23 protein-coding genes are annotated in these 23,893 nt (G+C 72.9%); 13 read left to right on the top strand and 10 right to left on the bottom strand.

Going from position 1 to position 23,893, the window contains the following annotated elements:
* Positions 1–9: 9 nt before the first annotated feature.
* The gene (locus tag ACZ5ID_RS22740; protein WP_468900827.1) at positions 10–1,416 is read left to right on the top strand and encodes a GntT/GntP/DsdX family permease; all 1,407 of its coding nucleotides are present in this window, start codon (positions 10–12) and stop codon (positions 1,414–1,416) included.
* Here the strand turns inward: ACZ5ID_RS22740 and ACZ5ID_RS22745 are convergent.
* The 4 genes from ACZ5ID_RS22745 to ACZ5ID_RS22760 form a co-directional block, all read right to left on the bottom strand.
* A complete protein-coding gene (locus tag ACZ5ID_RS22745; protein ID WP_468900829.1) occupies positions 1,402–2,091 on the bottom strand; it encodes a cytochrome b/b6 domain-containing protein in 690 nt (229 codons plus the stop codon). The genes ACZ5ID_RS22740 and ACZ5ID_RS22745 overlap by 15 nt on opposite strands.
* Positions 2,033–2,698 carry a molybdopterin-dependent oxidoreductase gene (locus ACZ5ID_RS22750; protein ID WP_468901095.1) on the bottom strand — a complete coding sequence of 222 codons (666 nt, stop codon included), beginning with the start codon at positions 2,696–2,698 and terminating at the stop codon, positions 2,033–2,035. Before ACZ5ID_RS22750 ends, ACZ5ID_RS22745 begins: the two co-directional genes overlap by 59 nt.
* A 123-nt stretch (positions 2,699–2,821) precedes the next feature.
* A complete protein-coding gene (locus tag ACZ5ID_RS22755; RefSeq protein WP_468900832.1) occupies positions 2,822–4,354 on the bottom strand; it encodes an APC family permease in 1,533 nt (510 codons plus the stop codon).
* A gap of 80 nt (positions 4,355–4,434) precedes the next feature.
* Positions 4,435–5,382 carry a hypothetical protein gene (locus ACZ5ID_RS22760; RefSeq protein ID WP_468900834.1) on the bottom strand — a complete coding sequence of 316 codons (948 nt, stop codon included), beginning with the start codon at positions 5,380–5,382 and terminating at the stop codon, positions 4,435–4,437.
* A 549-nt stretch (positions 5,383–5,931) separates the two neighbouring features.
* Between ACZ5ID_RS22760 and ACZ5ID_RS22765 the strand changes: the two genes are divergently transcribed.
* From ACZ5ID_RS22765 to ACZ5ID_RS22795, 7 genes are all read left to right on the top strand, one after another.
* On the top strand, positions 5,932–6,825 hold the full coding sequence (locus ACZ5ID_RS22765; protein ID WP_468900836.1) for a DMT family transporter: 894 nt from the start codon (positions 5,932–5,934) through the stop codon (positions 6,823–6,825).
* Positions 6,826–6,844: 19 nt separating this feature from the next.
* Positions 6,845–7,387, top strand: a complete 543-nt coding sequence (locus ACZ5ID_RS22770) for an NUDIX hydrolase (RefSeq protein WP_468900838.1) — start codon at positions 6,845–6,847, stop codon at positions 7,385–7,387.
* A 23-nt stretch (positions 7,388–7,410) separates the two neighbouring features.
* Positions 7,411–7,803, top strand: coding sequence for a YidH family protein (locus ACZ5ID_RS22775; protein WP_468900841.1), 393 nt, complete (start codon positions 7,411–7,413; stop codon positions 7,801–7,803).
* Positions 7,800–8,117: a DUF202 domain-containing protein gene (locus tag ACZ5ID_RS22780; RefSeq protein ID WP_468900844.1), complete on the top strand. Its 318-nt coding sequence runs from the start codon at positions 7,800–7,802 to the stop codon at positions 8,115–8,117. Before ACZ5ID_RS22775 ends, ACZ5ID_RS22780 begins: the two co-directional genes overlap by 4 nt.
* Before the next feature lie 119 nt (positions 8,118–8,236).
* On the top strand, positions 8,237–8,536 hold the full coding sequence (locus tag ACZ5ID_RS22785; protein ID WP_468900847.1) for a hypothetical protein: 300 nt from the start codon (positions 8,237–8,239) through the stop codon (positions 8,534–8,536).
* A 110-nt stretch (positions 8,537–8,646) separates the two neighbouring features.
* Complete coding sequence (locus ACZ5ID_RS22790) at positions 8,647–9,675, top strand: phosphotransferase family protein (RefSeq protein ID WP_468900850.1); 1,029 nt, start codon at positions 8,647–8,649, stop codon at positions 9,673–9,675.
* Positions 9,676–9,684: 9 nt separating this feature from the next.
* Positions 9,685–10,899 (top strand): acyl-CoA dehydrogenase family protein, encoded by a 1,215-nt coding sequence (locus tag ACZ5ID_RS22795; protein ID WP_468900853.1) that lies wholly within the window; start codon positions 9,685–9,687, stop codon positions 10,897–10,899.
* A 10-nt stretch (positions 10,900–10,909) separates the two neighbouring features.
* Here ACZ5ID_RS22795 and ACZ5ID_RS22800 read toward each other — a convergent pair whose 3' ends face one another.
* From ACZ5ID_RS22800 to ACZ5ID_RS22810, 3 genes are read right to left on the bottom strand one after another with little or no spacing between them, the layout of a single operon-like run.
* On the bottom strand, positions 10,910–11,503 hold the full coding sequence (locus ACZ5ID_RS22800) for a TetR/AcrR family transcriptional regulator (protein ID WP_468900856.1): 594 nt from the start codon (positions 11,501–11,503) through the stop codon (positions 10,910–10,912).
* A gap of 48 nt (positions 11,504–11,551) precedes the next feature.
* On the bottom strand, positions 11,552–13,204 hold the full coding sequence (locus ACZ5ID_RS22805; RefSeq protein WP_468900859.1) for a class I adenylate-forming enzyme family protein: 1,653 nt from the start codon (positions 13,202–13,204) through the stop codon (positions 11,552–11,554).
* Positions 13,201–13,974 (bottom strand): SDR family oxidoreductase, encoded by a 774-nt coding sequence (locus ACZ5ID_RS22810; RefSeq protein ID WP_468900862.1) that lies wholly within the window; start codon positions 13,972–13,974, stop codon positions 13,201–13,203. Before ACZ5ID_RS22810 ends, ACZ5ID_RS22805 begins: the two co-directional genes overlap by 4 nt.
* Before the next feature lie 170 nt (positions 13,975–14,144).
* Here ACZ5ID_RS22810 and ACZ5ID_RS22815 point away from each other — a divergent pair, with 170 nt between their 5' ends.
* The 3 genes from ACZ5ID_RS22815 (at position 14,145) to ACZ5ID_RS22825 (ending at position 18,243) form a co-directional block, all read left to right on the top strand.
* On the top strand, positions 14,145–15,386 hold the full coding sequence (locus ACZ5ID_RS22815) for an exo-beta-N-acetylmuramidase NamZ family protein (protein ID WP_468900865.1): 1,242 nt from the start codon (positions 14,145–14,147) through the stop codon (positions 15,384–15,386).
* 80 nt (positions 15,387–15,466) lie between these two features.
* Positions 15,467–16,792 (top strand): erythromycin esterase family protein, encoded by a 1,326-nt coding sequence (locus ACZ5ID_RS22820; protein WP_468900868.1) that lies wholly within the window; start codon positions 15,467–15,469, stop codon positions 16,790–16,792.
* A 131-nt stretch (positions 16,793–16,923) separates the two neighbouring features.
* Positions 16,924–18,243, top strand: a complete 1,320-nt coding sequence (locus ACZ5ID_RS22825; RefSeq protein ID WP_468900870.1) for a lipase family protein — start codon at positions 16,924–16,926, stop codon at positions 18,241–18,243.
* A gap of 70 nt (positions 18,244–18,313) precedes the next feature.
* Here the strand turns inward: ACZ5ID_RS22825 and ACZ5ID_RS22830 are convergent, their stop codons facing one another.
* Positions 18,314–21,091, bottom strand: coding sequence for a penicillin acylase family protein (locus ACZ5ID_RS22830; RefSeq protein WP_468900872.1), 2,778 nt, complete (start codon positions 21,089–21,091; stop codon positions 18,314–18,316).
* A gap of 283 nt (positions 21,092–21,374) precedes the next feature.
* Here ACZ5ID_RS22830 and ACZ5ID_RS22835 point away from each other — a divergent pair, with 283 nt between their 5' ends.
* Positions 21,375–21,986 (top strand): hypothetical protein, encoded by a 612-nt coding sequence (locus tag ACZ5ID_RS22835; RefSeq protein ID WP_468900875.1) that lies wholly within the window; start codon positions 21,375–21,377, stop codon positions 21,984–21,986.
* Between the two features lie 102 nt (positions 21,987–22,088).
* Here ACZ5ID_RS22835 and soxR read toward each other — a convergent pair whose 3' ends face one another.
* On the bottom strand, positions 22,089–22,604 hold the full coding sequence (gene soxR, locus ACZ5ID_RS22840; protein ID WP_468900877.1) for a redox-sensitive transcriptional activator SoxR: 516 nt from the start codon (positions 22,602–22,604) through the stop codon (positions 22,089–22,091).
* 128 nt (positions 22,605–22,732) lie between these two features.
* On the opposite strand from soxR, the gene ACZ5ID_RS22845 reads away from it, so the two are divergent.
* Positions 22,733–23,194 (top strand): MaoC family dehydratase, encoded by a 462-nt coding sequence (locus ACZ5ID_RS22845; RefSeq protein ID WP_358836025.1) that lies wholly within the window; start codon positions 22,733–22,735, stop codon positions 23,192–23,194.
* A 7-nt stretch (positions 23,195–23,201) separates the two neighbouring features.
* Here ACZ5ID_RS22845 and ACZ5ID_RS22850 read toward each other — a convergent pair whose 3' ends face one another.
* On the bottom strand, positions 23,202–23,831 hold the full coding sequence (locus ACZ5ID_RS22850) for a TetR/AcrR family transcriptional regulator (protein WP_468900881.1): 630 nt from the start codon (positions 23,829–23,831) through the stop codon (positions 23,202–23,204).
* Positions 23,832–23,893 lie beyond the last annotated feature (62 nt).

Raw genomic sequence — 23,893 nt, forward strand, 5'->3', positions numbered from 1 at the left:
GACCACACCGTGACCAGTCCATGCGTCGAGATCCTGGCAGCGGGCGCGGCCGAGCCGATCACCTCGGCGGGCAACGCCCGGTTGGGGATCGCCGTACTCGCCGGCATCGCCGTCATCGTCCTGCTCATCACCCGGTTCAAGCTGCACGCCTTCCTCTCCCTGACCATCGGCTCGCTGGCGCTGGGCGCCTTCGCCGGGGCGCCGCTGGACAAGGCCATCACCAGCTTCACCACGGGCCTGGGCAACACCGTCGCGGGCGTCGGGGTGCTCATCGCCCTCGGCGCCATCCTCGGCAAGCTCCTCGCCGACTCCGGCGGCGCGGACCAGATCGTCGACACGATCCTGGCGAAGGCCGGGAAGTCCGGCGGGCGGGCGATGCCCTGGGCGATGGTGGTCATCGCCTCGATCATCGGCCTGCCGCTCTTCTTCGAGGTCGGGATCGTGCTGCTGATCCCGGTGGTGCTGCTCGTCGCCAAGCGCGGCAACTACTCGCTGATGCGGATCGGCATCCCGGCGCTCGCCGGGCTCTCGGTGATGCACGGGCTGATCCCGCCGCACCCCGGCCCGCTGGTCGCCATCGACGCGGTGGGCGCCAACCTGGGCGTCACGCTCGCCCTCGGCGTCCTGGTCGCGATCCCCACGGTGATCATCGCGGGACCCGTCTTCTCCAGGTACGCGGCCCGCTGGGTCGACATCCCGGCGCCGGACCGGATGGTCCCGGCCCGCCCCTCCGAGGAGCTCCGGACGCGGCCGAGCTTCGTCGCGGCCGTCTCGACGGTGCTGCTGCCGGTCGTGCTGATGCTGGTGAAGGCCCTGGTCGACATCGTGGTCGACGACCCGAAGAACCACCTCCAGCGGGTCACCGACGTGATCGGCTCGCCGCTGATCGCGCTCCTCGCGGCCGTCCTCGTCGCCATCTTCACGCTGGGCCGGGCCGCCGGGTTCAGCAAAGAGCGGATCTCCACCACGGTCGAGAAGTCGCTCGCCCCGATCGCCGGCATCCTGATGATCGTCGGCGCTGGCGGCGGCTTCAAGCAGACACTGATCGACGTCGGTGTGGGCCGGATGATCCTGGACATCTCCAAGGACTGGTCCATCCCCGCCCTGCTGCTCGCCTGGCTGATCGCGGTCGCGATCCGGCTCGCGACCGGCTCGGCCACGGTGGCGACCATCTCCGCCGCCGGTCTGGTGGCCCCGCTGGCCGCGGACATGTCGACCGGGCACACGGCCCTGCTGGTCCTGGCCGTCGGCGCGGGCTCGCTCTTCTTCAGCCATGTCAACGACGCCGGGTTCTGGCTGGTGAAGGAGTACTTCGGGATGGACGTCGGCCAGACGGTGAAGACCTGGTCGGTGATGGAGACGATCATCTCCGTGGTGGCCCTGGGCTTCGTCCTGCTGCTGTCACTGGTGATCTAGCGGCCCTCCGGCGCCGTCCGCCGGCTCCTCCAGCCACAGCCCGTGCTCCCGCCGGGCCCAGGAACGCTCCACCGACCCGGTGCGCATGCCACGGCGTGCCTCCGGGTCGCGGAGCGCCATGGCCACATGGCCGCTCAGCGCGATCCCGACGGCCAGCGCCAGCCAGTCGTGGACGAAGGTCGAGCCGATCCGCACCGGCAGCGGCGCGAGGTGGGTGAACCACATGAACAGCCCGGTGCCGAGCAGGACGAGCGCGGCCCCGGTGATCCACCCGGCGTAGACCTTCTGCCCGGCGTTGAACTTGCCCGCCGTGCGCGGCCGTCCGTCCCGGGTGAGCGCCGAGCGCAGCCAGCGGCGGTCGTGCCGCCCGAACCGGTTGAGCCGGCGCAGATCGGCCCGGAAGGCCCGGGAGAGGAGCCCCGCCAGGACCGGTACGGGCAGCAGCACGCCGGAGAACTCGTGCACCGTCACCACCAGCTCCCGGCGGCCCACCGCCTCGGCGAGCTGCGGCAGGTAGAGCACGGCGGCCGACAGCACGCACACCCCGAACACGAGCGCGTTGGCGCGGTGCACCCAGCGCTCGGCCGGGGTGAACCTCCGTACCCGCGCCGCCGGTTCAGCCGGTGGGATGGTCGTCGCGTCCGTTGGACCGGCCGACCCAGGCATCCGTGTCATAGCCCCGCTCCTCCCAGAACCCGCGCCGTACCGTGCCCGTCACGGTGATCCCGGAGAGCCATTTCGCCGACTTGTAGAAGTACATGGGCGCCACATAGAGGCGGACCGGGCCGCCGTGCGCGTGGGAGACCGGTTTGTCCTTCATGCTCAGGGCGACCAGCACGTCGTCGCGGCGCGCCTGTTCGAGCGTGAGGCTCTCGGTGTACGTACCGTCGAAGCAGGTGAAGCGGACCGCCCCGGCCCCCGCGCGCACCCCCGCGGCGTCGAGCAGCCGGGACAGCCGCACCCCCGCGAACGGCGTGTCCGGCACCCGCCACCCCGTCACGCACTGCACGTCCCGCACCAGCCGCGTCTGGGGCAGCGCCCGCAGCGCGTCCAGGGTGTAGGTGGCGGGACGGTCGACGAGGCCGTCGACGGTGAGCCGGTAGTCGGCGGCGCCCCTGTGCGGTACGGAGGCGGCGACGGAGTAGTAGCGGAAGCCGCCGCCGTTGGGCAGCAGGCCGGTCAGGCCGGTGGGGTCCTTCCCGGCGGCGGCGCCGAGGAGGGACTCCAGGCCGCGCTGGAGCGCGGGGGCGGCGGCGACCCCGGCGACGCCGAGGCCGAGCATGCCGAGCACGATCCGGCGGCCGACCGGGGCGCCGCCGTCGAGCGGTGGTTCAGGGTTCACCCCCTGATTCGAGCACCGGCGGCCCCCGGACACCAGGGGCACCGGCCCACCGTCACCGTTTGGTCAGATCCGGGCCTGCTCCTCGCTGCCCCGGGCGGCCTTCTCCAGCCGGAAGGCCTCGTTGCCCTGGCCGATCCGGGCGTGCGCCTCGGGCCGCACCGCCCGGACGACCAGTCCGTACCCCACACCGCCCGCCAGGGCGAGCGCGATGATCGAGGGCAGCAGCCAGCTGAGCGAGGAGTCCGGGCCCGCGCCGACGAGGACGTCGAAGTCCTTGACCGTGTAGAAGGCGATGACGAGGAGCGCGACCCCGGCGACGCCGGAGGCGAGCAGCCGCCACAGCTGGGCGCCGGCCGCGCCCCGGCGGACGAAGAACGCGATGACCGCGAAGGAGGCGGCGGCCATCAGCACGATCACACCGAGCGCGCCCACGTTGCCCATCCAGGTGAACAGGTGCAGCACGGCGGCGGTCGGGTCACCGGTGGGCTTGTCGTCGGCGACGGCGAACGCGACGACGACCAGGAACGAGATCACGGTCTGCAGGAGCGAGCCGGAGCCGGGGGCTCCGCTGGTGTGGTTGGTCCGGCCGAACGCGGCGGGCAGCAGGCCCTCGCGGCCCATGGCGAACACGTACCGGGCGACCACGTTGTGGAAGCTGAGCAGCGCGGCGAACATGCCGGTGACGAAGAGGACGTGCAGGACGTCGGTGAAGGTGCTGCCGAGCCGGTCCTCGGTGAGTCCGAACAGCAGGCCGGGACCGTTCTTGCGGGCCGCGTCGACGATGCCGTCGGGGCCGGCGGCGACGTTGAGCGCCCAGGAGCTGAACGCGAAGAACACCGCGGAGAAGCCGACGGCCAGGAACATCACTCGGGAGACGACCAGATGCGGGCGGCTGGTCTCCTCCGCGTACACCGGGGCCTGCTCGAAGCCGGTGAAGGCGGCGATGCAGAAGCACAGGGCGGTGCCGATGCCCGCGCCGGAGAGGGTGGAGGGGTTGAAGGCGTGCAGCGACAGGCCCTCCTTCGCCGGGTCGGCCACGGCCGCGAAGTCGAAGACGACGACCAGCGCCACCTCGATGACGAGCAGCACGCCCAGCACCTTGGCGTTGAGGTCGATCTTCAGCCAGGCGAGTACGCCGACCAGGGCGACGGCTGCCAGCGCCGGAATCCACCAGGCGAGTTCGGTGTCGAGGTAGGTGGCGAAGAGGCTGGAGACCTCGAAGCCGAACATGCCGTAGATGCCGACCTGGAGGGTGCTGTAGGCGACCAGCGCGACGAAGGCGGCGCCCGCCCCGGCGGTGGGACCGAGGCCCCTGGCTATGTACGCGTAGAACGCGCCCGCGTTGTGGACGTGGCGGCTCATCTCCGCGTACCCGAAGCTGAAGAGGACCAGGACGGCGCCGAGGATGAGGAAGAGCAGGGGCTGGCCGACGATGCCCATCACGCCGTACGTGGTCGGCATGACACCGGCGACCACCATCAGCGGGGCGCTCGCGGCGAGCACCGAAAGGAGCAGCCCCGGGGTGCCGAGCCGGTCGGCCCGCAGGGCTCTCTCCTGTCCCTTGTACGTACGGATCTCATCGCTGTCGGTCGACATGGCGGGGGTGCCCTTTCGGTGGGACGCGGGGGGTGGTGCCGAGCGGGTGGAGCCGTGGTGCGTGCGGTGTACCGGTGGAGCTAGGCCGTGCCCAGTGCGGCGCTGCGCGCGGCCTGGAAGGCGCGGTAGGGGTCCCGGTCCGGGTACGACCAGGGGGCGGGGGTGAAGTGCCGGCCGATGCGGTGGAAGAGGGCGGCGGCCTCGGCGGGGCGGCCCTCGCAGTGCTTGGCGTGGGCGAGGAAGTTCAGGTCGACCCCGGCCCGGGGGTGGTCCTCGCGCTCCCACTCCAGCCACCAGTCGAACGCGGACTTGATCACCTGGCGGGCGCGGCGGCCGGTCCAGTGCTCGGAGGCGACGGGGTCGCGCGGCGCGGCGCCCCGGGCGGCGAGCACCCGGTACCGCTCGGCGTGGGCGACCAGCGGCAGCAGGGCCAGCGGGGAGTCGGCGGGGGCGCGGGCCGCGCCGGCGGCGGCGAAGGCGTACACCTCGTGCATCGGGTCGGGGCCGTCCCCGGGGCGGCGCTCGGCGAGCCGGGCGGCCATCAGGTGGTGGGCGTGGTGGTGGTCGGGGTGGCGGGAGCACACCTCGGCGAAGATCTGCTCGGTCTCGTTGTCCGAGCCGTGGCGGCGGGAGAGCGCGAGCAGGGCGAGCCACGGGGTGGGGTCGGCGGGGGCGAGCCGGGCCGCCTCCAGACAGGCGTCGCGGGCGCGGTCCTTGTCGCCCTTGCCGCTCAGACAGCGGGAGACGAGGGCGCAGGCGTAGAGGGCGGCGGCGTCCGCGCTGTCCGGCTCGGCCAGCAGCCATTCGCGGGCCCAGGCCGCGGAGGTGGCGGGCTCGCCGAGGACGGTGAGGCGGTGGCCGCGGCGGTCCCAGTCGTCGCCGGTCGCGCCCAGCAGCGAGCGGACCCTCGTCCACCGGCCCTGGGCCAACTGGGCGCGTACGTCGACGAGTTCGGCGTCGTCGAGCGCCGGGTCGAAGGCTCGTCCGCCGCGTCTGCGGGGGCGGCCGAGCGGGGGCGGGGGCGGCATCCGCATACATCCCGGGGGGTGGTTGGTGTGGTGCGGGTGTGAGGGGTGGGGCTCGTGTGGTCGGTGACAGGGTGATCGCGGACAGCAAAGCGGTACCCAAGGCTCCACGTCAAGGTCGGGAGGGGGCGCTTCGCGCTTCAACTTGGTGGGCGGGTTGGGGGGTTGCCCCTCCGGGGGCGGGGGGGTGGGGGGTGAGGGGTGCATGAGGGGTGCATGAGGGGTGCAAGTGGTTTCTCCCGGGGCTGCGCCCCGGACCCGCTTCGGGGCTTCGCCCCGGAAACCCCCTCCTTCGGCTGCGGACCGTGCCGGGTTGCTCGCGCAGTTCCCCGCGCCCCTGGGCATCTGGGGTGCGGGGAGCTGTTGCCTGCTGCCGGACCGAAGGCCCTGGGCATCTGGGGTGCGGGGACTGTTGCCCGACCGGAGGGGTTCGGCGGTGCCGTGCCAGGGCCAAAAGGGGGCCGGGGGCTGCGTCCCGGGAGGCGTCGGGGGCCCCGGAGCGCTATCGTCGAGCAAGTTCACCTACCCCGGCCGCACTTGAAGGTGTCCCTCGTGTCGGTTCTCGTCCTCGCTCTCGCCGTGGGCGCGGCCTGCTGTCTGGGCTTCGGGTTCGTGCTCCAGCAGGACGCCGCCCAGCGGGCCCCGCTGAGCGACTTCCTCTCGCCGCGGCTGCTGCTGGACCTCGTACGGGTGCCCCGCTGGCTCGCCGGGATGGGACTGATGATCGCGGGCATGGTGCTCGGCGCCCTCGCGCTGGGCCAGGGCGAGGTCTCCCAGGTGGAGCCGCTCCTGGCCACCAACCTCTTCTTCGCCATGGCCCTGTCGCGCTGGCAGACCAAGCAGACCCTGGGCCGCCAGGGCTGGGCGGGCCTCACCCTGCTCGCGGGCGGGGTGACCGCGTTCATGGTGGCGGGGCAGCCCGTCGGCGGCGACGCGGTGGCCGGCCCCCTGCGGCACTGGCTGATCGTCGGAATCGTCGTCGGGATCGCGCTCCTGCTCACCGTCTTCGCCCAGCGCTCCCGCCTCAGCGCCGGCCCCACCCTCCTGGCCGTCGCGGCCGGCTCGCTCTACGGCCTCCAGGACGCCCTGACCCGGGTCAGCGGCGAACGCTTCCGGGCCGACGGCTTCGCCCCCATGCTGATGGGCTGGCAGCCCTACGGTGTGCTGGTGCTCGGGGTGAGCGGTCTGATCCTGGTGCAGAGCGCCTTCGAGACGGCCCCGCTGCGGATGTCGCTGCCCGCCCTCACCGCCGCCCAGCCGCTCGCCGGGATCGCCTGCGGCGTCGGATTCCTGGGCGACGAGCTGCGTACCGACGCGGCGGCGCTCGCCTGGGAGGCGTTCGGGCTCGCCGCCATCGTCGCCGGGATCATCCTGCTCGGCCTGCACCCGGCGATGCCCTCGGGCACCCGGCCCAAGGAGCCCGCCCGCGACCTCCAGCCGCACTGAGCCCCTGCCCGGTGGTTGGATGAGCCGTATGAGCGCCTCTCCCCCTTCCCCCTCGGACGAGATCATCGACATCGTCGACGAGCACGACCGCGTCGTCGGCCGGGCCGCGCGCGGTGAGGCGTACGCCCGGGGGCTGCGCCACCGCTGTGCCTTCGTCCTGGTCCGGGACGCCGAGGACCGGATCTTCGTGCACCGGCGCACCGCGGCCAAGATGGTCTTCCCCTCGCTGTACGACGTGTTCGTGGGCGGGGTCGTCGGCGCGGGCGAGAGCTACGACGACGCCGCGCTGCGCGAGGCGGAGGAGGAGCTGGGGGTGTCGGGGCTGCCCCGGCCCGTACCGCTGTTCCGGTTCCTCTACGAGGGCGGGGCGGACGGGCGGCAGACGTGGTGGTCGGCCGTCTACGAGGTCCGCTGCACGCTGCCGGTCCGGCCGCAGGCGGAGGAGGTCGCCTGGCACGCCTTCCTGCCCGAGGCCGAGGTGGAGCGGCGGCTGGCGGAGTGGGAGTGGGTGCCGGACGGGCTCGACGCGTACCGCAGGCTGCGCGCGCACCGGGCGGGATGATCCACCGCGGGTAGTGTGCCGATGTGATCAGCATCGCGCAGACCCTGCGGCTGTGGTTCGCACCCGGGCGCATCGGCGAGGAGGGCGAGACCCCGGACTACCGGTTCTCGCTCGCCAACGAGCGTACGTTCCTGGCCTGGATCCGGACGTCGCTCGCCCTGGTCGGCGGCGGTTTCGCGGTCGACCAGTTCCTGCCGGACCTGCGCCGGGGGCTACGGGTCGGGCTCGCCCTGGCGCTGCTGGCGGCCGGGGTGCTGTGCGCGCTGCGGGCCGTGAACCACTGGGTGCGGTGCGAGCGGGCGATGCGGCGCGGCGAGGACCTGCCCGTCTCCCGCTTCCCCACCCTGCTGAGCGTGGCGGTGGCGGCGGTCGCCCTGGTCATGGTGGTGGTCGTCGTCTTCGGCTGGGCCGGGTGAGGGGCACCTTTGACCGGGACCCCGGCCTGCAGCCCGAGCGGACCCGGCTCGCCTGGCGCCGCACCACGCTGTCCTGCACGGTGGCCGCGGTCCTGGCGGCCAAGCAGGCCCTGCGCGGCGGCGCGACGGCAGTCGGCCTGGTCACCGTGGCCGTGAGCGGCCTGGTGTGGCTGGGCTTCCTGGCCGTGGCCCACCGGCGCATCCAGTCCCTGAGCCGCTCGGCCCGCCCCGGGGTGCTGCGGCCCCGCGAGGCGGGCGCGGCGGTGGTGTGCGTGGCGGCGCTGGCGCTGTTCGCGGTGGCCGTGCTGCTCTGAGCGGGCCGGCCGGGCCCCCGGCGGGCCGCGGCCGGCGGCGGTCCCGGTCCGCGTCGCGCGAGCGGAGGCGGGTCCGGCGCACTAGCGTGGGAGGCGAGCGATCTTCGGAGGTGAACGCCATGACCGCCCGCCACGAGGAGGACCCCGCCCTCCACGAGCACGCGCACGGCCCCACCTGCGGGCACCGGGCGGTACCGCACGGGGACCACACCGACTACGCCCACGACGGCCATCTGCACCGGGAGCACTCGGGGCACTGGGACGAGTGCGAGCCCGCCGGGCACGTCGCCCACGACGGGCACGCGCACGAACACGGCGTCGGCTGCGGCCACCACTCGGTGGTCCACGGCGACCATCTGGACTATGCGCACGACGGCCACCGGCACGCGGAGCACGAGGGCCACTGGGACGACCACTGACAGGTTGACCCCCTCGGCGGGGTACTGATCCGGCACCGGCGTCTGGACGACATACCGACTGGTCGGTAGCGTGTCCGTGACACGATCGCCGTTCCCGGAGGTATCCCGCCATGAGCACCGTCCCGCCAGGCCTCGACCCCGAGCGGCTGCGCGCCCATCTCGACAGCGCGCGGCCGGGGCTCGTGAACGGGCCGCTCAGCGCCCGGCTCGTCGAGGGCGGCCGGTCGAACCTGACGTACCTCGTCACCGACGGCACCGGCCAGTGGGTGGTCCGCCGGCCCCCGCTGGGCCATGTGCTGGCCACCGCGCACGACATGAAGCGCGAGCACCGGGTGATCAGCGCGCTGCACCCGACCTCGGTCCCGGTGCCGGAGCCGTTGCTGCTGTGCGAGGACGACTCGGTGCTCGGGGCGCCGTTCTACGTCATGGAGTACGTGGCGGGGACCCCGTACCGCACGGCCGAGCAGCTGGCCCCGCTGGGCCCCGAGCGCACCAGGGCCGCGCTCCTCGGCCTGGTGGACACGCTGGTGGAGCTGCACGCGGTGGACCCGGAGGCGGTCGGCCTCGGGGACTTCGGACGCCCGGAGGGCTTCCTCGACCGCCAGCTGCGCCGCTGGGGCAAGCAGCTCGACGCCTCCCGCAACCGGGAACTGCCCGGCATCGACGAGCTGCACGCGGCGCTCGGCCGCGACCTCCCGGTCTCCCCCGCCGCCACGGTCGTCCACGGCGACTACCGGCTCGACAACGTCCTGGTCGGGGACGACGACAGGATCAAGGCCGTCCTCGACTGGGAGATGTCGACCCTCGGGGACCCGCTCACCGACCTCGGACTGCTGGTGATGTACAGCGCCGAGATCAAGGTGAAGGACTCCCCCGTCTCCACCACCGCCGGGGCGGCCGGCCACCCCACCCCCGCCGAGCTGATCGAGCGGTACGCCGTCGGCTCGGGCCGGGACACCTCGGCCATCTCCTGGTACACGGCGTTCGCCTGGTTCAAGCTCGCCGTGATCCTGGAGGGCATCCACTACCGCTACACCCTGGGCCAGACCGTCGGCGCGGGCTTCGACCGCATCGGGGACCTGGTACCGGTCTTCATCGACCACGGCCTCACCACCCTCCAGTCACCGCAGGAAGGCTGAACCCCCGCCATGGACTTCGCATTCGACGCACCCACCCAGGAGCTGCGCGCCAAGCTGCTCTCCTTCATGGAGAGCCACGTCTACCCGGCCGAGACCACCGCCCACGAGCAGCGCCTGCTGCTGAAGTCGCCGTGGGACACGCCCGCCGTGGTGGAGGAGCTGAAGGCCGAGGCCCGCAGCCGGGGGCTGTGGAACCTGTTCCTGCCCGACGCCGAGCACGGCGCCGGGCTCACCAACCTCCAGTACGCGCCGCTCGCCGAGATCACCGGCCGCTCCCCGCATCTGGCGCCCACCGCCCTGAACTGCGCGGCGCCGGACACCGGGAACATGGAGGTGCTCGCCCAGTTCGGCTCGGACGAGCAGCGCAAGCGGTGGCTGGAGCCGCTGCTCGCCGGGGAGATCCGGTCGGCCTTCGCGATGACCGAGCCGGAGGTGGCCTCCTCGGACGCCACCAACATCGAGACCCGTATCGCGCGGGAGGGCGACGAGTACGTCGTCACCGGCCGCAAGTGGTACATCTCCGGGGCGATGAACCCCGACTGCAAGATCTTCATCGTGATGGGCAAGACCGACCCGGACAACGAGGACGTCCGCCGCCAGCAGTCGATGGTGCTGGTGCCGCGTGACACGCCGGGTGTCGAGGTCCGCCGCGCCATGCAGGTGTACGGCTACGAGGACCACGCGCACGGCGGCCACGCCGAGGTCCTCTTCCACGGCGTGCGGGTGCCCGTGGAGAACCTGGTCGGCGAGGAGGGCGGCGGCTTCGCCATCGCCCAGGCGCGCCTGGGGCCCGGCCGGATCCACCACTGCATGCGGCTGATCGGCATGGCCGAGCGGGCCATCGAGCTGATGTGCCGGCGCGCGGCGGCCCGTACCGCGTTCGGCAGGCCGATCGCCCAGCAGGGCGTGGTGCAGGAGTGGATCGCGGACGCGCGCGTGGCGGTGGAGCAGTTGCGGCTGCTGGTGCTGAAGACCGCCTGGCTGATGGACACGGTGGGCAACAAGGGCGCCCACACCGAGATCCAGGCCATCAAGATCGCCACGCCCCGGACGGTCCTCGACATCATCGACAAGGCCGTCCAGGTGCACGGCGCGGGCGGCGTCGGCCAGGACTTCCCGCTGGCCGAGCTGTGGGCCTCCGCGCGGACCCTGCGTATCGCGGACGGGCCCGACGAGGTCCACCAGCGCTCGCTGGCCCGCCGGGAGCTGAAGAAGTACCTGTAGCCGGCCCCGGTCAGGGGCGCAGGGCCCGCAGCAGCAGGTCGGCGAGGTGGTCGGCGACCTGCTGCGGGGTGAGCGGGCCGTCCGGCCGGTACCAGGTGGACAGGTGGTGGACCGACCCGAAGTGGTAGTCCACCACCAGGTCGGCCGGGGTGGCCGTGGAGAAGACCCCGGCCGTCTGGCCCTCCTCGATCAGCGCCCGGAACCGCTCGTGGTAGCGGCGCCGCTCGACCCGCACCTGCTTGTTCTTCTCGGGGCTGAGGTGGTGCATCGAGCGGAAGAAGATGGACGCGTCGTCGAGGTTGTCGATGGTGGTGACCACCACGTCGGCCGCCGCGTCGCGCAGCCGCCGCTCCACCGGCGCGTCCGCGTCCGCGAAGGCGTCCAGCCGCTCCTGCTGGAGGCGCAGTACGCGCGCGTACACCTCCTGGAGCAGGTCCTCCTTGGAGCCGAAGTAGTGGTAGAGCGCCCCCTTGGTGACGCCCGCCGCCTCGACGATCTCCTGGACCGAGGTCCTGTCGTACCCGTTCTCCGCGAAGAGGCGGGTGGCGGCGGCCAGCAGCCTCTGGGGGACGGGGGTGCCGCTCCCGTCCGTCGTCCTGGCCATGCCGTCGCCGCCTCTCTCTCGCGTGTTCACCCGCGCTTTCGCGCCGTTTCAGTGGCGGGAACGCAGTTCCCGCCTCAGGATCTTCCCACTCGCCGTCTTGGGAAGCTCCGCGAGGACCTCGACCTGCCGCGGATATTTGTAGGCCGCCAGCCGCTCCTCGCAGTACGCGGAGAGCTCGGCGGGTGTCGCCTCGGCGCCGGGGCGCAGGCTCACGTACGCCTTGACGTTCTCGCCCCGGTACGGGTCGGGGACACCGACGACGGCCGCCTCGCGCACCGCGGGGTGGCCGTAGAGCACGTCCTCGACCTCGCGCGGCCACACCTTGAAGCCGGACGCGTTGATCATGTCCTTCTTGCGGTCGACGACGTAGAGCCAGCCGTCGCGGTCCATGAACCCGATGTCCCCGGTGCGCAGTTCGCCGTCGGGGAAGGTCTCGGCGGTGGCCTCGGGGCGGCGCCAGTAGCCGGGCACCACCTGCGGGCCGCGCACCACGATCTCGCCCTGCTCGCCGAAGTCCACCTCCTCGCCGTCCTCGCCGACGATCCGTACGACCGTCTCGGGGCCGGGCAGGCCCACCGAGAGCGTGCCCGAGACCGGGTCCACGGGCGCCTCCCGCTCGGGCGGCACCGAGGCGCAGGGGGCCGTGCACTCGGTCAGCCCGTAGCCGTTGCGCAGATACGGGCCGAAGGTGTCCCGGAACTTCTCCACGAGCGCGGGCGGCAGCGGCGCGCCGCCCGAGGAGATCACCCGGAAGGAGTCGAAGTGCTCGCGGGTGACGCCGGGGGCCGCCGCGAGGGCCATGAAGGCGGTGGAGGGGCCGACGGTGTAGGCGGGCCGGTGCTCGGCGAAGGCGTCGAGGACCACGCCGGGGTGGAAGCGGTAGGACAGGACCAGCGTGCCCGCGTTGGCGACGCAGGCGGCGAGCTGGCAGACCATGCCGGTGATGTGGAAGAGCGGGGCCAGCGCGTAGTAGGCGGCGCCCTCGGGGATCGGGTGGCCGGTGCGCTGCCGCTCGGCGTTGTAGGTGATGCCCCGGTGGGTGTTCATGGCGCCCTTGGGGGTGCCGCTGGTCCCCGAGGTGTAGCTGATCAGCGCCGTGGCGTCGGGGGCTGGTTCGCGTCCGCCCGGGGCGGGCAGCCCCTGCCGGGCGACGGCCAGCAGGTCGTCGGTGTCGGCGGGGCGGGGCAGCCGCTCGAAGGCGAGCACGCGCGCGTCGTCGCGGCTCTGGAGGTCGAGCTCGCAGGCGGTGAGCGCGATCCGCACGCAGGAGCCGGCCGCGGTGCCCCGCAGATACGCCTCCCACGCCCGGTCCGAGCAGATCAGCGCGGCTGCCTCGGAGTCGCCCAGGACGTGCCCGACCTCGGCCGACTTGTACATCGGGTTGAGCGGGACGACGGTCGCGCCCGCCTTCCAGGCGCCGAGCAGCGCGATCACGAAGTGCGGGGTGTTCTGGAGCATGATCGCGACCCGGTCGCCGCTCTGGAGGCCCCGGGCGGCGAGATGGCCGGCCACGGAGTCGGAGAGCGCGTCGGCCTCGCGGTAGGTGAGCCGCCCGTCGAAGTAGGCGAGGGCGGTGCGGTCGGGGGCGCGCAGGACGGCGGCCCGGAAGGCGTGCACCACGCTCGCGGGCGGGCTGACCGGCGCCCGCTGGGCCTCGGTGAGCTGCCCGAGCCAGGGCCTGGTCGCGTACCGGGAGCTCATGCCTGGCCCGCCTCCCACTTCTGCTGGAGATGGTTCATGGAGGTGAGCCAGCGGTCCGGATCGCCGGCCCGCACACCGTAGAAGTGGGCCACCTCGGGGTGCGGCAGCACCAGGAACCGCTCCTCGGCCATCGCCGTGAAGAGCGCGTCGGCCACGGCCGGGGGCTCGATCGCGGTCGGCGCGAGGACCAGGTCCCCGGCCGAGCCGGTGGCGGCCAGCATGTCGGTGCGTACGCCCTGCGGGCAGATCGCGTGGACCCTGACCCCCCGGTGGCGGTAGGTGAGCGAGAGCCACTCGGCGAAGGCGAGGGCGCCGTGCTTGGTGACGCTGTACGGGGCCGCGCCGATCATGGTGAGCAGCCCGGCGGCCGACACCGTCGACACGAACCGGCCGCCGCCGCGCTCCAGCCACTCGGGCAGCAGCTCGCGGGCGGCGCGGACGTGCGCCATCACGTTGACGTCCCAGGCCGCCGCCCAGACGTCCTCGGGGGCGGCCTCGGAGCCGCCGGAGCCGAGGCCCGCGTTGGCGCAGTAGACGTCGATCCGTCCCCCCAGCGCCTCGCGGGCGAGCGGGACGACGCCGGAGGCGTCACCGGGGACGGCGATCGCGCCGATCTCCTCGGCCGTCCTGCGGGCCTTGGCCTCGTCCAGGTCGTTGACGACGACCCGGGCGCCCTCCGCCGCGAATCTGCGCGCGAGCGCGGCGCCTATGCCGCCGCCCGCCCCGGTGACCACCACTGCCGCGCCCTGGACGTCGCTGTCCGAACCCATCGGGAATCCGCCTCTCCACATGTCGACCAATGAGCAGACTAACCAGTCGGTATGTACGGACGGAAGGGGACGTGGCCAACCGTTGCGTGCGGCTCGTTCCCCGTCGCCCGGCCGCGCGCTACCGTGCGGGGCCAGGACACCGCGCGCGACCGGGCCGGGGAGGTACGCCGATGAGCCTGTCCAGACGGGGACTGCTGGCGGGGACGGGGACCGTGGCGGCGAGCGCGGCGGTCGTGGGCGCGGCTCCCGCCCGCCACCACCCGGCCCGCCCGCGGACCGGCTTCGACCGGCTGGCCGCCGACGGGTACCGGGCGCTGGAGGGCCGCCGGGTCGGTGTGGTCACCAACCCGACCGGCGTGACGGCCGACGTCCGGCACATCGTGGACGTGATGCACGCCGACCCGCGCGCCGGCCTGGTCGCGGTGTTCGGCCCCGAGCACGGGTTCCGGGGCACGGCCCAGGCGGGCGGCTCCGAGGGGCGCCACGACGACCCGGCCACCGGACTGCCGGTGTACGACACGTACGGCGTCAGCGGGCAGGCGCTCGCCGCCGTCTTCACCGCCTCGGGCGTGGACACGGTCGTCTTCGACATCCAGGACGTGGGGGCGCGCTTCTACACGTACATCTGGACGCTCTACGACTGCATGGAGGCCGCCGTCCTCGCCGGGAAGCGGTTCGTGGTCCTGGACCGGCCGAACCCGGTGACCGGCCGGGCGGCGAGCGGACCCGTGCTCGACAGGGCGTTCGCGACTTTCGTCGGGCGCGAGCCGATCGCGCAGGCGCACGGGATGACGGTGGGCGAACTGGCCCGGCTCTTCGACGCCGAGTTCCTCGGCGGGCGCGTGGGGGTGCGGACCGTGGCGATGACGGGCTGGCGGCGGGAGGACTTCTACGACTCCACGGGGCTGCCGTGGGTGCCGCCGAGCCCCAACATGCCCACCCCCGACACGGCGCTGGTCTACGCGGGCACCTGCCTGTTCGAGGGCACCAACCTCTCCGAGGGGCGCGGCACCACCCGGCCGTTCGAACTGCTCGGCGCCGAGGGGATCGACGCGCGCTGGGCCGCCGCCGCCAACGCCCTGGACCTGCCCGGGGTCCGCTTCCGCGAGGCGTACTTCACGCCCGCCTTCTCCAAGTTCCAGGGCAGGACGGTCGGCGGCCTCCAGCTCCACGTCCACGACCGCGTGTCGTACGACCCGGTGCGCACCGGGGTGGCGCTCCTGGTGACGGCGAAGAAGGTGTGGAGCGGCTTCGCCTGGCGGCCCGACCACTGGATCGACAAGCTCACCGGGTCGGCGAACGTCCGCACCCTGATCGACGCGGGTGCGGACACCGACGAGGTGGTGGGCGCCTGGCAGGACGGACTCACAGCCTTCAAGGCGACGCGCGCGGAGTATCTGCTCTACCGGTGAGCGGCCCGGGGGAAAACCCCCGGCGGGGACGGTGGCTGGCGGGATGGGCCGGCCCCCCGCCCGGCCGACAGGCTGGGGCCATGCATCTGTTCCACGACACCCACCACCGGTCCCGCCCTGCCTTACTCCTGCTGCTGGGCCTGACGCTCGGCCTGTTCACCGCGGCCGTCCCGACGGCACGGGCCACCGGACCCGCCACCCCCGAACGGCAGTTGGCGCACTCGGCCCGGCCCCTCGACGACCTCCGGCCGCTCGGCCGTATGGTCGGCCGGGCGGACATCGTGGGTCTGGGCGAGGCGACGCACAACTCGCACGAGTTCTTCGCGACCAAGCGGCGCGTGTTCCAGTACCTCGTCGAGGAGAAGGGCTTCACCACCTTCGCCCTGGAGACGGCCTGGTCCTCCGGGATGCGGATCAACGCCTATGTGCTGCGCGGCGAGGGCGACCCCGAGCGGATCGCGCGCGAGGAGTTCCAGGGCTCGTACGCGATGTGGCAGACCCGGGAGTACCTGGACCTGATCCGCTGGATGCGCGGCTACAACCTGCACCACGCCCGCAAGGTCCAGTTCATGGGCGACGACATGGGGTACGCGGGCCCCGAGCTCTTCGACCGGGTGAGCGCCTACACCGCCCGGTACTGGCCCGACCTGCTGCCCGAACTCACCGCCCTCTACAAGGACTCCCGGCCCACCGCGGGCGTCGGCGCCACCATGGACGCCATGATCAAGCGCCCGCTCGCCGACCGCGCGCGGCAGGCGCGGGAGGTGCGCCGGGCGTACGACCTGCTGCGGAGCCGGAACCCCGGCCCGGACCGGGCCGAGCACGCCTGGATCCTCCAGTACGCGCGCACCATCGCCCAGACCGGCACCCTGTGGTCCTTCGACTTCTTCGACCCGGCCCAGCTCAAGGAGTCGCGGCGCTACCGCGACCAGGTGATGGCGGAGAACACGGTGTGGTGGCAGCACCGGACCGGCCACCGGATGCTGCTGTCGGCGCACAACGGCCATGTGGCGTACGTCCCGACGCTCACCGATGAGTACCCGAAGGCCCAGGGCGCCTACATCCGGGAGCTGGTCGGGGCCGCGTACATGAACATCGGGTTCACCTTCGGCCAGGGCTCGTTCAACGCGCTCGACCTGGACGACCCCGCCGAGCCGATCCGCGAGTTCACCGTCGGACCGCCCGGGCCGGGCAGCAACGAGGAGGTCCTGGAGCGGGTCTCACGGCGCGACTACTACCTCGATCTGCGCCGGGTCGCCGGCCCGGCGAAGGAGTGGCTCGCCTCCTTCCGGCCGACGCGGTCCATCGGCAACTCCTGGCCCCAGGACCCGGAACAGGTCCGGCTCGGACCCTCGTTCGACGTCCTGGTGCACCTGCACCGGGTGACGGCGGCGCACCGGCTCTGACCTCCCCGGTCGCTCCCGCGTTCGCTTCCGTTCTGCGATGTCCTGCGTATGGCCGGCCCTCCGGTTCCGGCGGGACGATGTGAGGCCCCAGCCACGCCCCATCGTCAGCGAACGGACCGGAGGGCCCCGCCATGGCGGACATCGGAGTCGAGCCGTACAGAGAGATCACCTTCGACGCGGACGGCGACGCCGCCCCGGACGGGCGGGCTGCCCTCGCGGAGCTGGACGTCACCGATCTGGTGATGTTCTCGCACGGCTGGAACAACACCCCGTCGGTCGCGACCGACCTCTACCGCCGCTTCTTCGCCCCCTTCCCCGCCCTGCTGGCCGAGGCGGGCCCGGCCGCGGCCGGGGTGCGGCTGGGATACGCGGGCATCATCTGGCCCTCCATCCGCTTCGCCGACGAGGACATCCCCGACTTCCCGCACACCGCCCTGGCCACCGAGGAGTGCGCGGGCCTGGACCCGGCGACCGTGGACGCCCTCAGACGGGCCTTCCCGGGCCACGAGGCGACCGTGGCGGAGCTGGCCGGGCTGCTCGACGAGCGCCCGGACGACGAGGAGGCGCTGCGCCGCTTCGGCCTGCTGACCCGCCGGCTGGTGGCGGACGAGGGGGAACCGCCCGGGTTCGCGGCCGACACGGTGGACCACGCGGGCGGCGGCGCGGTGCTCCTCACCGACGACCCGCTCGGGCTGTTCCAGCGGTTCGCGCTCGCCCTGCGCGACACCGGGATGCGCATCGACCCTGACCCGCCCGGCACCCCGTTCTCGCTGGGCCGCTCGCTCAAGCACCTGTGGGACGGCGCCAAGGAGGTGCTGCGCCAGACCACGTACTACGAGATGAAGCGCCGCGCGGGGAAGGTGGGACAGCTCGGTCTCGGGCCCCTGCTCGGGGAGCTGGCCCGGGCCAGACCGGCGATGCGGGTGCATCTGGTCGGCCACAGCCAGGGCGGCCGGCTGGTCGCCTTCGCGCTCAAGGGGCTGGCGGAGGGGGTGCGCAACGTCAGGTCGGTGACCCTGCTCGAAGGGGCCTTCTCGCACTACGCGTTCGCGGAGCGGCTGCCGTCCGGACTCGACGGGTCGGGCGCGCTGGCAGCCCTCCAGCGGCGCGTGGAGGGCCCGGTGGTCTCCTGCTACTCGCGCTTCGACACCGCGCTCGGGGTGATCTACCCGCTGGCGTCCGAGCTGGCCGGGGACTACCGGGGCCTGCTGGAGCTCGACCGCCGCTGGTGGGCGATCGGGCACGACGGCATCCAGTCGGTGGCCCCCTGCACCGAACTCACCCTCGCGGAGGTCCTGCGCCACGGGGTGCCCGACTCGGGCTGCGTGAGCGTGAACACGGAGTCGGTGGTCCGAGCGGGCGGCCCCCCGGCGGGCGCCCACTCGGACATCTGCCATCCGGAGCTGGCGCGGGTGGTGCTGGCCGCGGGCCGGATCGGCCGCGCCCGCTAGCGGACGGACCGCCGTACGGCTCCACCGGCCGCCGCCGGTGGAGCCGGTGGACAACGCCCCGCGTCAGCGCTCAGCGGTGCGAGGCGAACTCCACCACCTGCTGATACGTGGGCCGGTTCTGCCAGTTGACCGCGGTGTGGCCGATCCCGCCCAGCGGGCGCTGGACGATGGAGTCGGCACACCACTGGTCCCCGGCCGAGCATCCCGCGTCACCGGGATACACCTGGGCCGGCGTCTTCGCCGCGGCCTGCTTCAACGTGGCGAGCAGGGCGTCACGGCAGGCGGAGAGCTTCCCGTCGCCGCAGTACGTACGGGCCAGCGGTCCCTGCACGGGCTCTCCCAGCAGCGTCCGCAGATCCTTGTCCGCGTAGCTCCACCAGCCGCTCTGGAACGAGGACCCGGCGTGCGCCCCGGTCGGGCCGTGCCCGGCCGAGGGCGCCTCGTCGACGGACTGGACCGACGTGAGCGCCGCGTACAGCCCGTCCCCGAGCCCCGGCCGGAACTCGGCCTCGATCATCAGCGGCCACCAGGCGTCCATCAGCCGCACCGCGTCGGGGTGGGTGTAGACGCGTGAGCCCTGCGCGGTCTCCCTGCGCTGGGAGCCGTCCGCCTTCCACGACTCCAGTTGCTGGACGGCGGTGGCCAGTTGGGGATCGGTGACGGGGGCGCTCCGGACGACCCTCAGCAGCTCGGGCAGCACGTCCTCGCCCCGGAGGTCGGTGACGGCGGCCTGGGCCATGGCCCGGGTGAGCGCGGAGCGGGTGACACCGCCCTGGGCGACGAGCGCCTTCACCCGGTCGTCGAGGAGGTTGCCCCGGTGCACCGAGCCGTTGCCGAACCCGGCGGAGGTGTACTCCTTGGCCTGCTTGTTGTTCCAGGAGATGTAGTAGTCCTGTCCGACCGACTGCGGGTGCTGGGCGGGCGGGGTGTAGTCGGCGGTGTTGTACGTGGGGTCGTAGCCCTGCCATTCGTAGGCGCGGTCGGCGGCTATCGGCAGCGAGGGGTCGACGGCGGGGTTGCGCACCGGGTTCTTGCCGCTGTTGTAGTAGGCGGCGGTGCGGGAGTCCGCGTAGAACCAGTTGAAGGCGTAGTCGACGTGCTGGGCGGCCTGCTGGAAGGTGGCCGCGTCCTTGACGAAGCCCGGGTCGTTGAACATCTGGAAGCCGATGATCGAGTCGGCGTCGTGGCGGTAGGTCGAGCGCAGCGAGGTGTACGCGACCGGCTTGCCGGCGACCTTGGCGCGGGCGGTGACGATGCCGTAGTCGGTGCGCCACACCTGCATCCGGTAGGAGCCGGCGGCCGTGTTGTCGGCGGTGGTCGGCTTCCAGGCGTTGGCCTTCTCCAGCTTCTCCATCGGGGTGCACACGCCCCGGTAGAGGTAGTGGGTGTCGTCCTGGCAGAGCTCGACGGCGTAGGTGTCGGTGATGTCCTGCCCGGCGGAGGTGGCCGACCAGGCGTAGTCCTGGCCCCGGCCGAGCTGGACGTACATGCCGACGCCGGCGAAGGAGGCGCCCCGGGCGCTGATGCCGGGTCCCTGGATCTCCTGGAGCATCAGCAGCTGGGGTGCGAAGTAGCCGGTCTGCGGGCCGAAGACGGCGACCGGATTGCCGCTCGCGGTGCGGCTGCCGGAGACGAGGAGGGCGTTGGACATCCCGCGCGGCCTGCCGATGTCGAAGCCGGGCACGGCGCCGCTGTTGAAGATCCCCTTGAGCGGCTTCAGCCGCTCGGGGACGCGCACATCGGCCCTGGCCCCGGTGACGGCCGAGCCGGTGCGGTCGTAGACGAGCTGTTCGGGGACGACCGTGCCGGGGTCGGGCATGGCGGTGCCCTGCGGGTTCGCGGGCTTCGTCGCGTACGGGAAGCTGGTGCCGTCGTGGACGGTGAGCGCGGCCTCGGGGTCGTTGCGCTCGCGGAAGGACTCCCACACCTTGGTGCCCTCGGCGACGCCGTACCTGGCCTGGGCGGCCTGGAGGGAGAGCGCGGCCTGCACCTCGCCGCCACCGCCGCCGCCGAAGAGCCCGCCGACGACGGAGGCCAGCGCGATCAGGTCGGTGAGCTTGAACGGCTGGATCTCGCCGATGTTGGTGATGGCGTCGATCTTGCCGGTGAGGACGTACTCGCCGGGGAAGTACCGGCCGTCCTTGGACTGCTTGGCGTAGGCGTTGATGCCGTCCACGTACGCCTGCGCGTCGGCCATCGCCTGTTCGCCGCGCGGGCCGTTGGTGGTGCGGATGCGGTCGACCTGCGCCTGGAGGTCGGCCTCGGTGTACGGGGCCTGCGGCCAGAACTCCTGCTCCAGGCCCTGGTTGGCGAGCGCGCCGCCCGCGAACGAGGTGAGCTCGCCGCGCCCGATGTGGCGGAAGAGGTCCATCAGCCAGAGCCGGTCCTGGCCGGCCGCGTACCCGGCGCCGTACTCGGTTCCGTAGCGGGTGGTGCCCTTGACGTGCGGGACGCCGGTGGCCTTGTCCCGGGTGATGGTGACGTCGGGGCGCGGTGAGCTGGTGGAGGCCACCTGGGCGCTGGGCACCCCGAAGGAGGCGTCGTTGAAGAAGGAGTTGAGCTTGTCGTCGGTGAGCGAGGACTGGCCGGCCACCAGCGCGTCGTACTTGCCGAGCTGGTCGTCGCTGTGCGCGGGATGGGTGCCGAAGGCCTTGTTGCCGAGGATCTCGACGAGGGTGGCGTTGCCGTTCTCGCCGGGCGGCAGGATGTCGCCGCACTGCCCGAGGCAGTAGTCACCGTTGGGGGGTTCGGCGGCGCCGGCCCGGCTGAGGGGGGCGAGGAGGGCCGCCGAGAGGGCGATCACGGTGGCGGCGGTGGCGGTTCTGAAGCGTGCGGTGGGTCGTCGCATGCGTGCTCCTAGGGAGGACCGATGCGGCGGAGGTTACTGAGGGGTACCGCAGGAGGGAAGATGAACACACGTCACCTTTCCCGAACGTGCGTGACCTCCCCGGAATCCGCACAGCGCGAGGGGGTGGGGCGCCCGGAGCACTCCGGGGGGCGTGCGACGGATTCCGGTCAGCACCGTCTGATGGGGCCCATCCGATTTTCGATGGAGCCGGATCGGGTAGCCGTACGTCCATTCCTCGACGCCGAACATTCGCCGATAGACGAGCGACGGAGGTGGCAGGGCCATGGCCGGTTTCCGCAGCCTTGCGAGACAAGTCCGCGACCCAGGAAACGATCTCGCACTGCGCCGGTACTCGCTGCGCAAGTGCCTTGAGCGGTTCGCCCCCTATGGACACCGGGCGACCTGGGACCACTTGTGCGAGAGGCATCGCATCGGGCCCGAGGACCGGGCCCCGGATCCGGCGCGGCTGGTGGCCGCGCTCGACGAGCTGGAGGCGGCGCGGGCCGTCTGGCTCCGGTACGAGGCGGAGTTCGCGGCCCGCAGGAAACGTGAGAAGCACGCGGGTCTGCGGATCCCGGGCTCCTTCGACGACTGGCACCGGCGCACCTGGGGCGGTTTCGGGGTGGCCTGGTGCGAGGACCCGTCGGTGCACCCGGCGCAGCCGCTGGCCGAGGTGCTCCGCCGGATCATCGCGGCCCTGCGGGCGGTGCCGGGCTCCGCCTGCCCGGTCTGCGACGGGCAGCGGCTGGTGTGGCAGCGCGATCTGGCCCACGACCCGTGGTGCGGGCCGGTCTGCACCGGCTGCGGCATCCTGGTGCCCCAGCCGGTGCTGACCGCCGAGGCGCTGGTGCGGGCCAAGGCGGTCCGGCACCGCGAACTGGCGTCGGTGGCCTGAGACACGCGGGGGCGGACGCGGCCGGGGGCCGCCCCGTGCCGCCCCCGCGTCGTCCGGAGGCGTTCCGCCCTCCGCCGCTCACCGCCGGCCCGTCCCGTACGGCTAACAGGTCTCGCACGAAGCGGTGCCGGTCGCGGGCGCGGGCGCGGTCCGCTGCTGCTTCCCGCGCTCGGGCAGCAGCCGCGAGCCGGTCAGGCGCTCGCCGGAGATGTCGTCCGGATTGGACAGGACACAGGTCTCCAGCGACAGACAGCCGCAGCCGATGCAGTCGGTGAGGTGGTTGCGCAGCCGGTTGAGCTGCTTGATGCGCTCGTCGAGTTCGGAGCGCCAGGTCTCGGAGAGCCGCGCCCAGTCCTCGCGGGTGGGGGTGCGCTCCTCGGGGAGTTCGGCGAGGGCGTCCCGGATGGTGGCGAGCGGGATGCCGACGCGCTGGGCGGCCCGGACGAAGGCGACCCGGCGCAGCACGTCGCGGCTGTAGCGGCGCTGGTTGCCCGAGGTGCGGCGGCTGCTGATCAGACCCTTGGACTCGTAGAAGTGCAGAGCGGACACGGCGGCCCCGCTACGGGCGGAGAGTTGACCGACCGTGAGCTCATGGACCTTCTCTGGAATCTGCGGCACTCCTCGAACCCTACTGCGCGGGTGGGACCACCGTTGACAGCGGGCACCGCCCCCACCATGCTGAGCAAGCGCTTGGACAGCTCAGGCGCGAAGGCAGCCTAATCATGCGAGAGAGGCAGGAACCGGGCATGGCAGAGCCGAGGATCTTCACCTCCGCCGACGAGCTGAAGGCCGGAGTGGGCGAGCCGCTCGGGTACAGCGACTGGCTGGAGATCGACCAGCACCGCATCGACCTGTTCGCCGACGCCACCGGGGACCACCAGTGGATCCACGTCGATCCGGAGCGGGCGGCGGCCGGGCCGTTCGGGACGACCATCGCCCACGGCTATCTGACGCTCTCGCTGCTGCCCGCGCTCGTCCCGCAGGTGCTGCGCGTCGAGGGCATGAGGATGGGCATCAACTACGGCACCGAGAAGGTGCGCTTCCCCGCCCCGGTCCCGGTCGGCTCACGGCTGCGGGCCACCGCGGTCCTCACCGACGTGGTGGAGGCGGGCGGCGGGGTGCAGGTCACCGCGAAGGTCACCGTCGAGCGCGAGGGCGGCGAGAAGCCGGTGTGCGTGGCGGAGTCGGTGTCGCGGTACTTCTTCTGATCCGGCGCTACGCGCCCCGCGCCCCGACCATCCGCAGCACGAGGCCGGCGTAGAGCGCGCCGACCTCGTCGGGCGTGCGGCGCCCGTCCACGTTGAACCAGCGGGCCACGTCGATGCAGAGCGACAGGACCGCGAGGGTGGTGCCGGGCACGTCCGGCACGTCGAACTCGCCCGCCGCCACACCCTCGTTGAGGATGCGCCGCACGGCCGCGTCGCTGCGCCGGCGCAGTCCCACGATCTCGGTGCGGTGCTCCTCGCCGAGCGCGTCGAGTTCGTACTGGACCACCCGGGCCGTCATGTGGTGCCCGGCGTGCCAGCGGACGAAGGAGCGCACGGCGTCCGCGAGGCGTTCGGCGGCGGTGCCCCCGGCGTCCGCCGCCGTCTCCAGGATCTCCAGCGCCTTGTCGTGGCCGATCCGGCTGATCCGGTGGAGCAGCTCTTCCTTGGTCTTGTAGTGGATGTAGAGCGCCGCCGGGCTCATCCCGGCGCGGCCTGCGATGTCCCGGGTCGTCGTGGCGTGGTAGCCGCGCTCCGCGAAGGCCTCCACGGCGGCGACGAGCAGCCTCCGGGCGGCCTCGGGCGTGACCTCGCCCCACGGCCTGTCCTCGCCGACCGCCATCTCCTCAGCCGCACCCATCGCCTGCCCCTTCCTTCGGACGAACACCATACCCCGAAGGTGAGCAAGCGCTTAGAGAGAGC

The organism is Streptomyces sp. NPDC031670, from assembly GCF_055580545.1.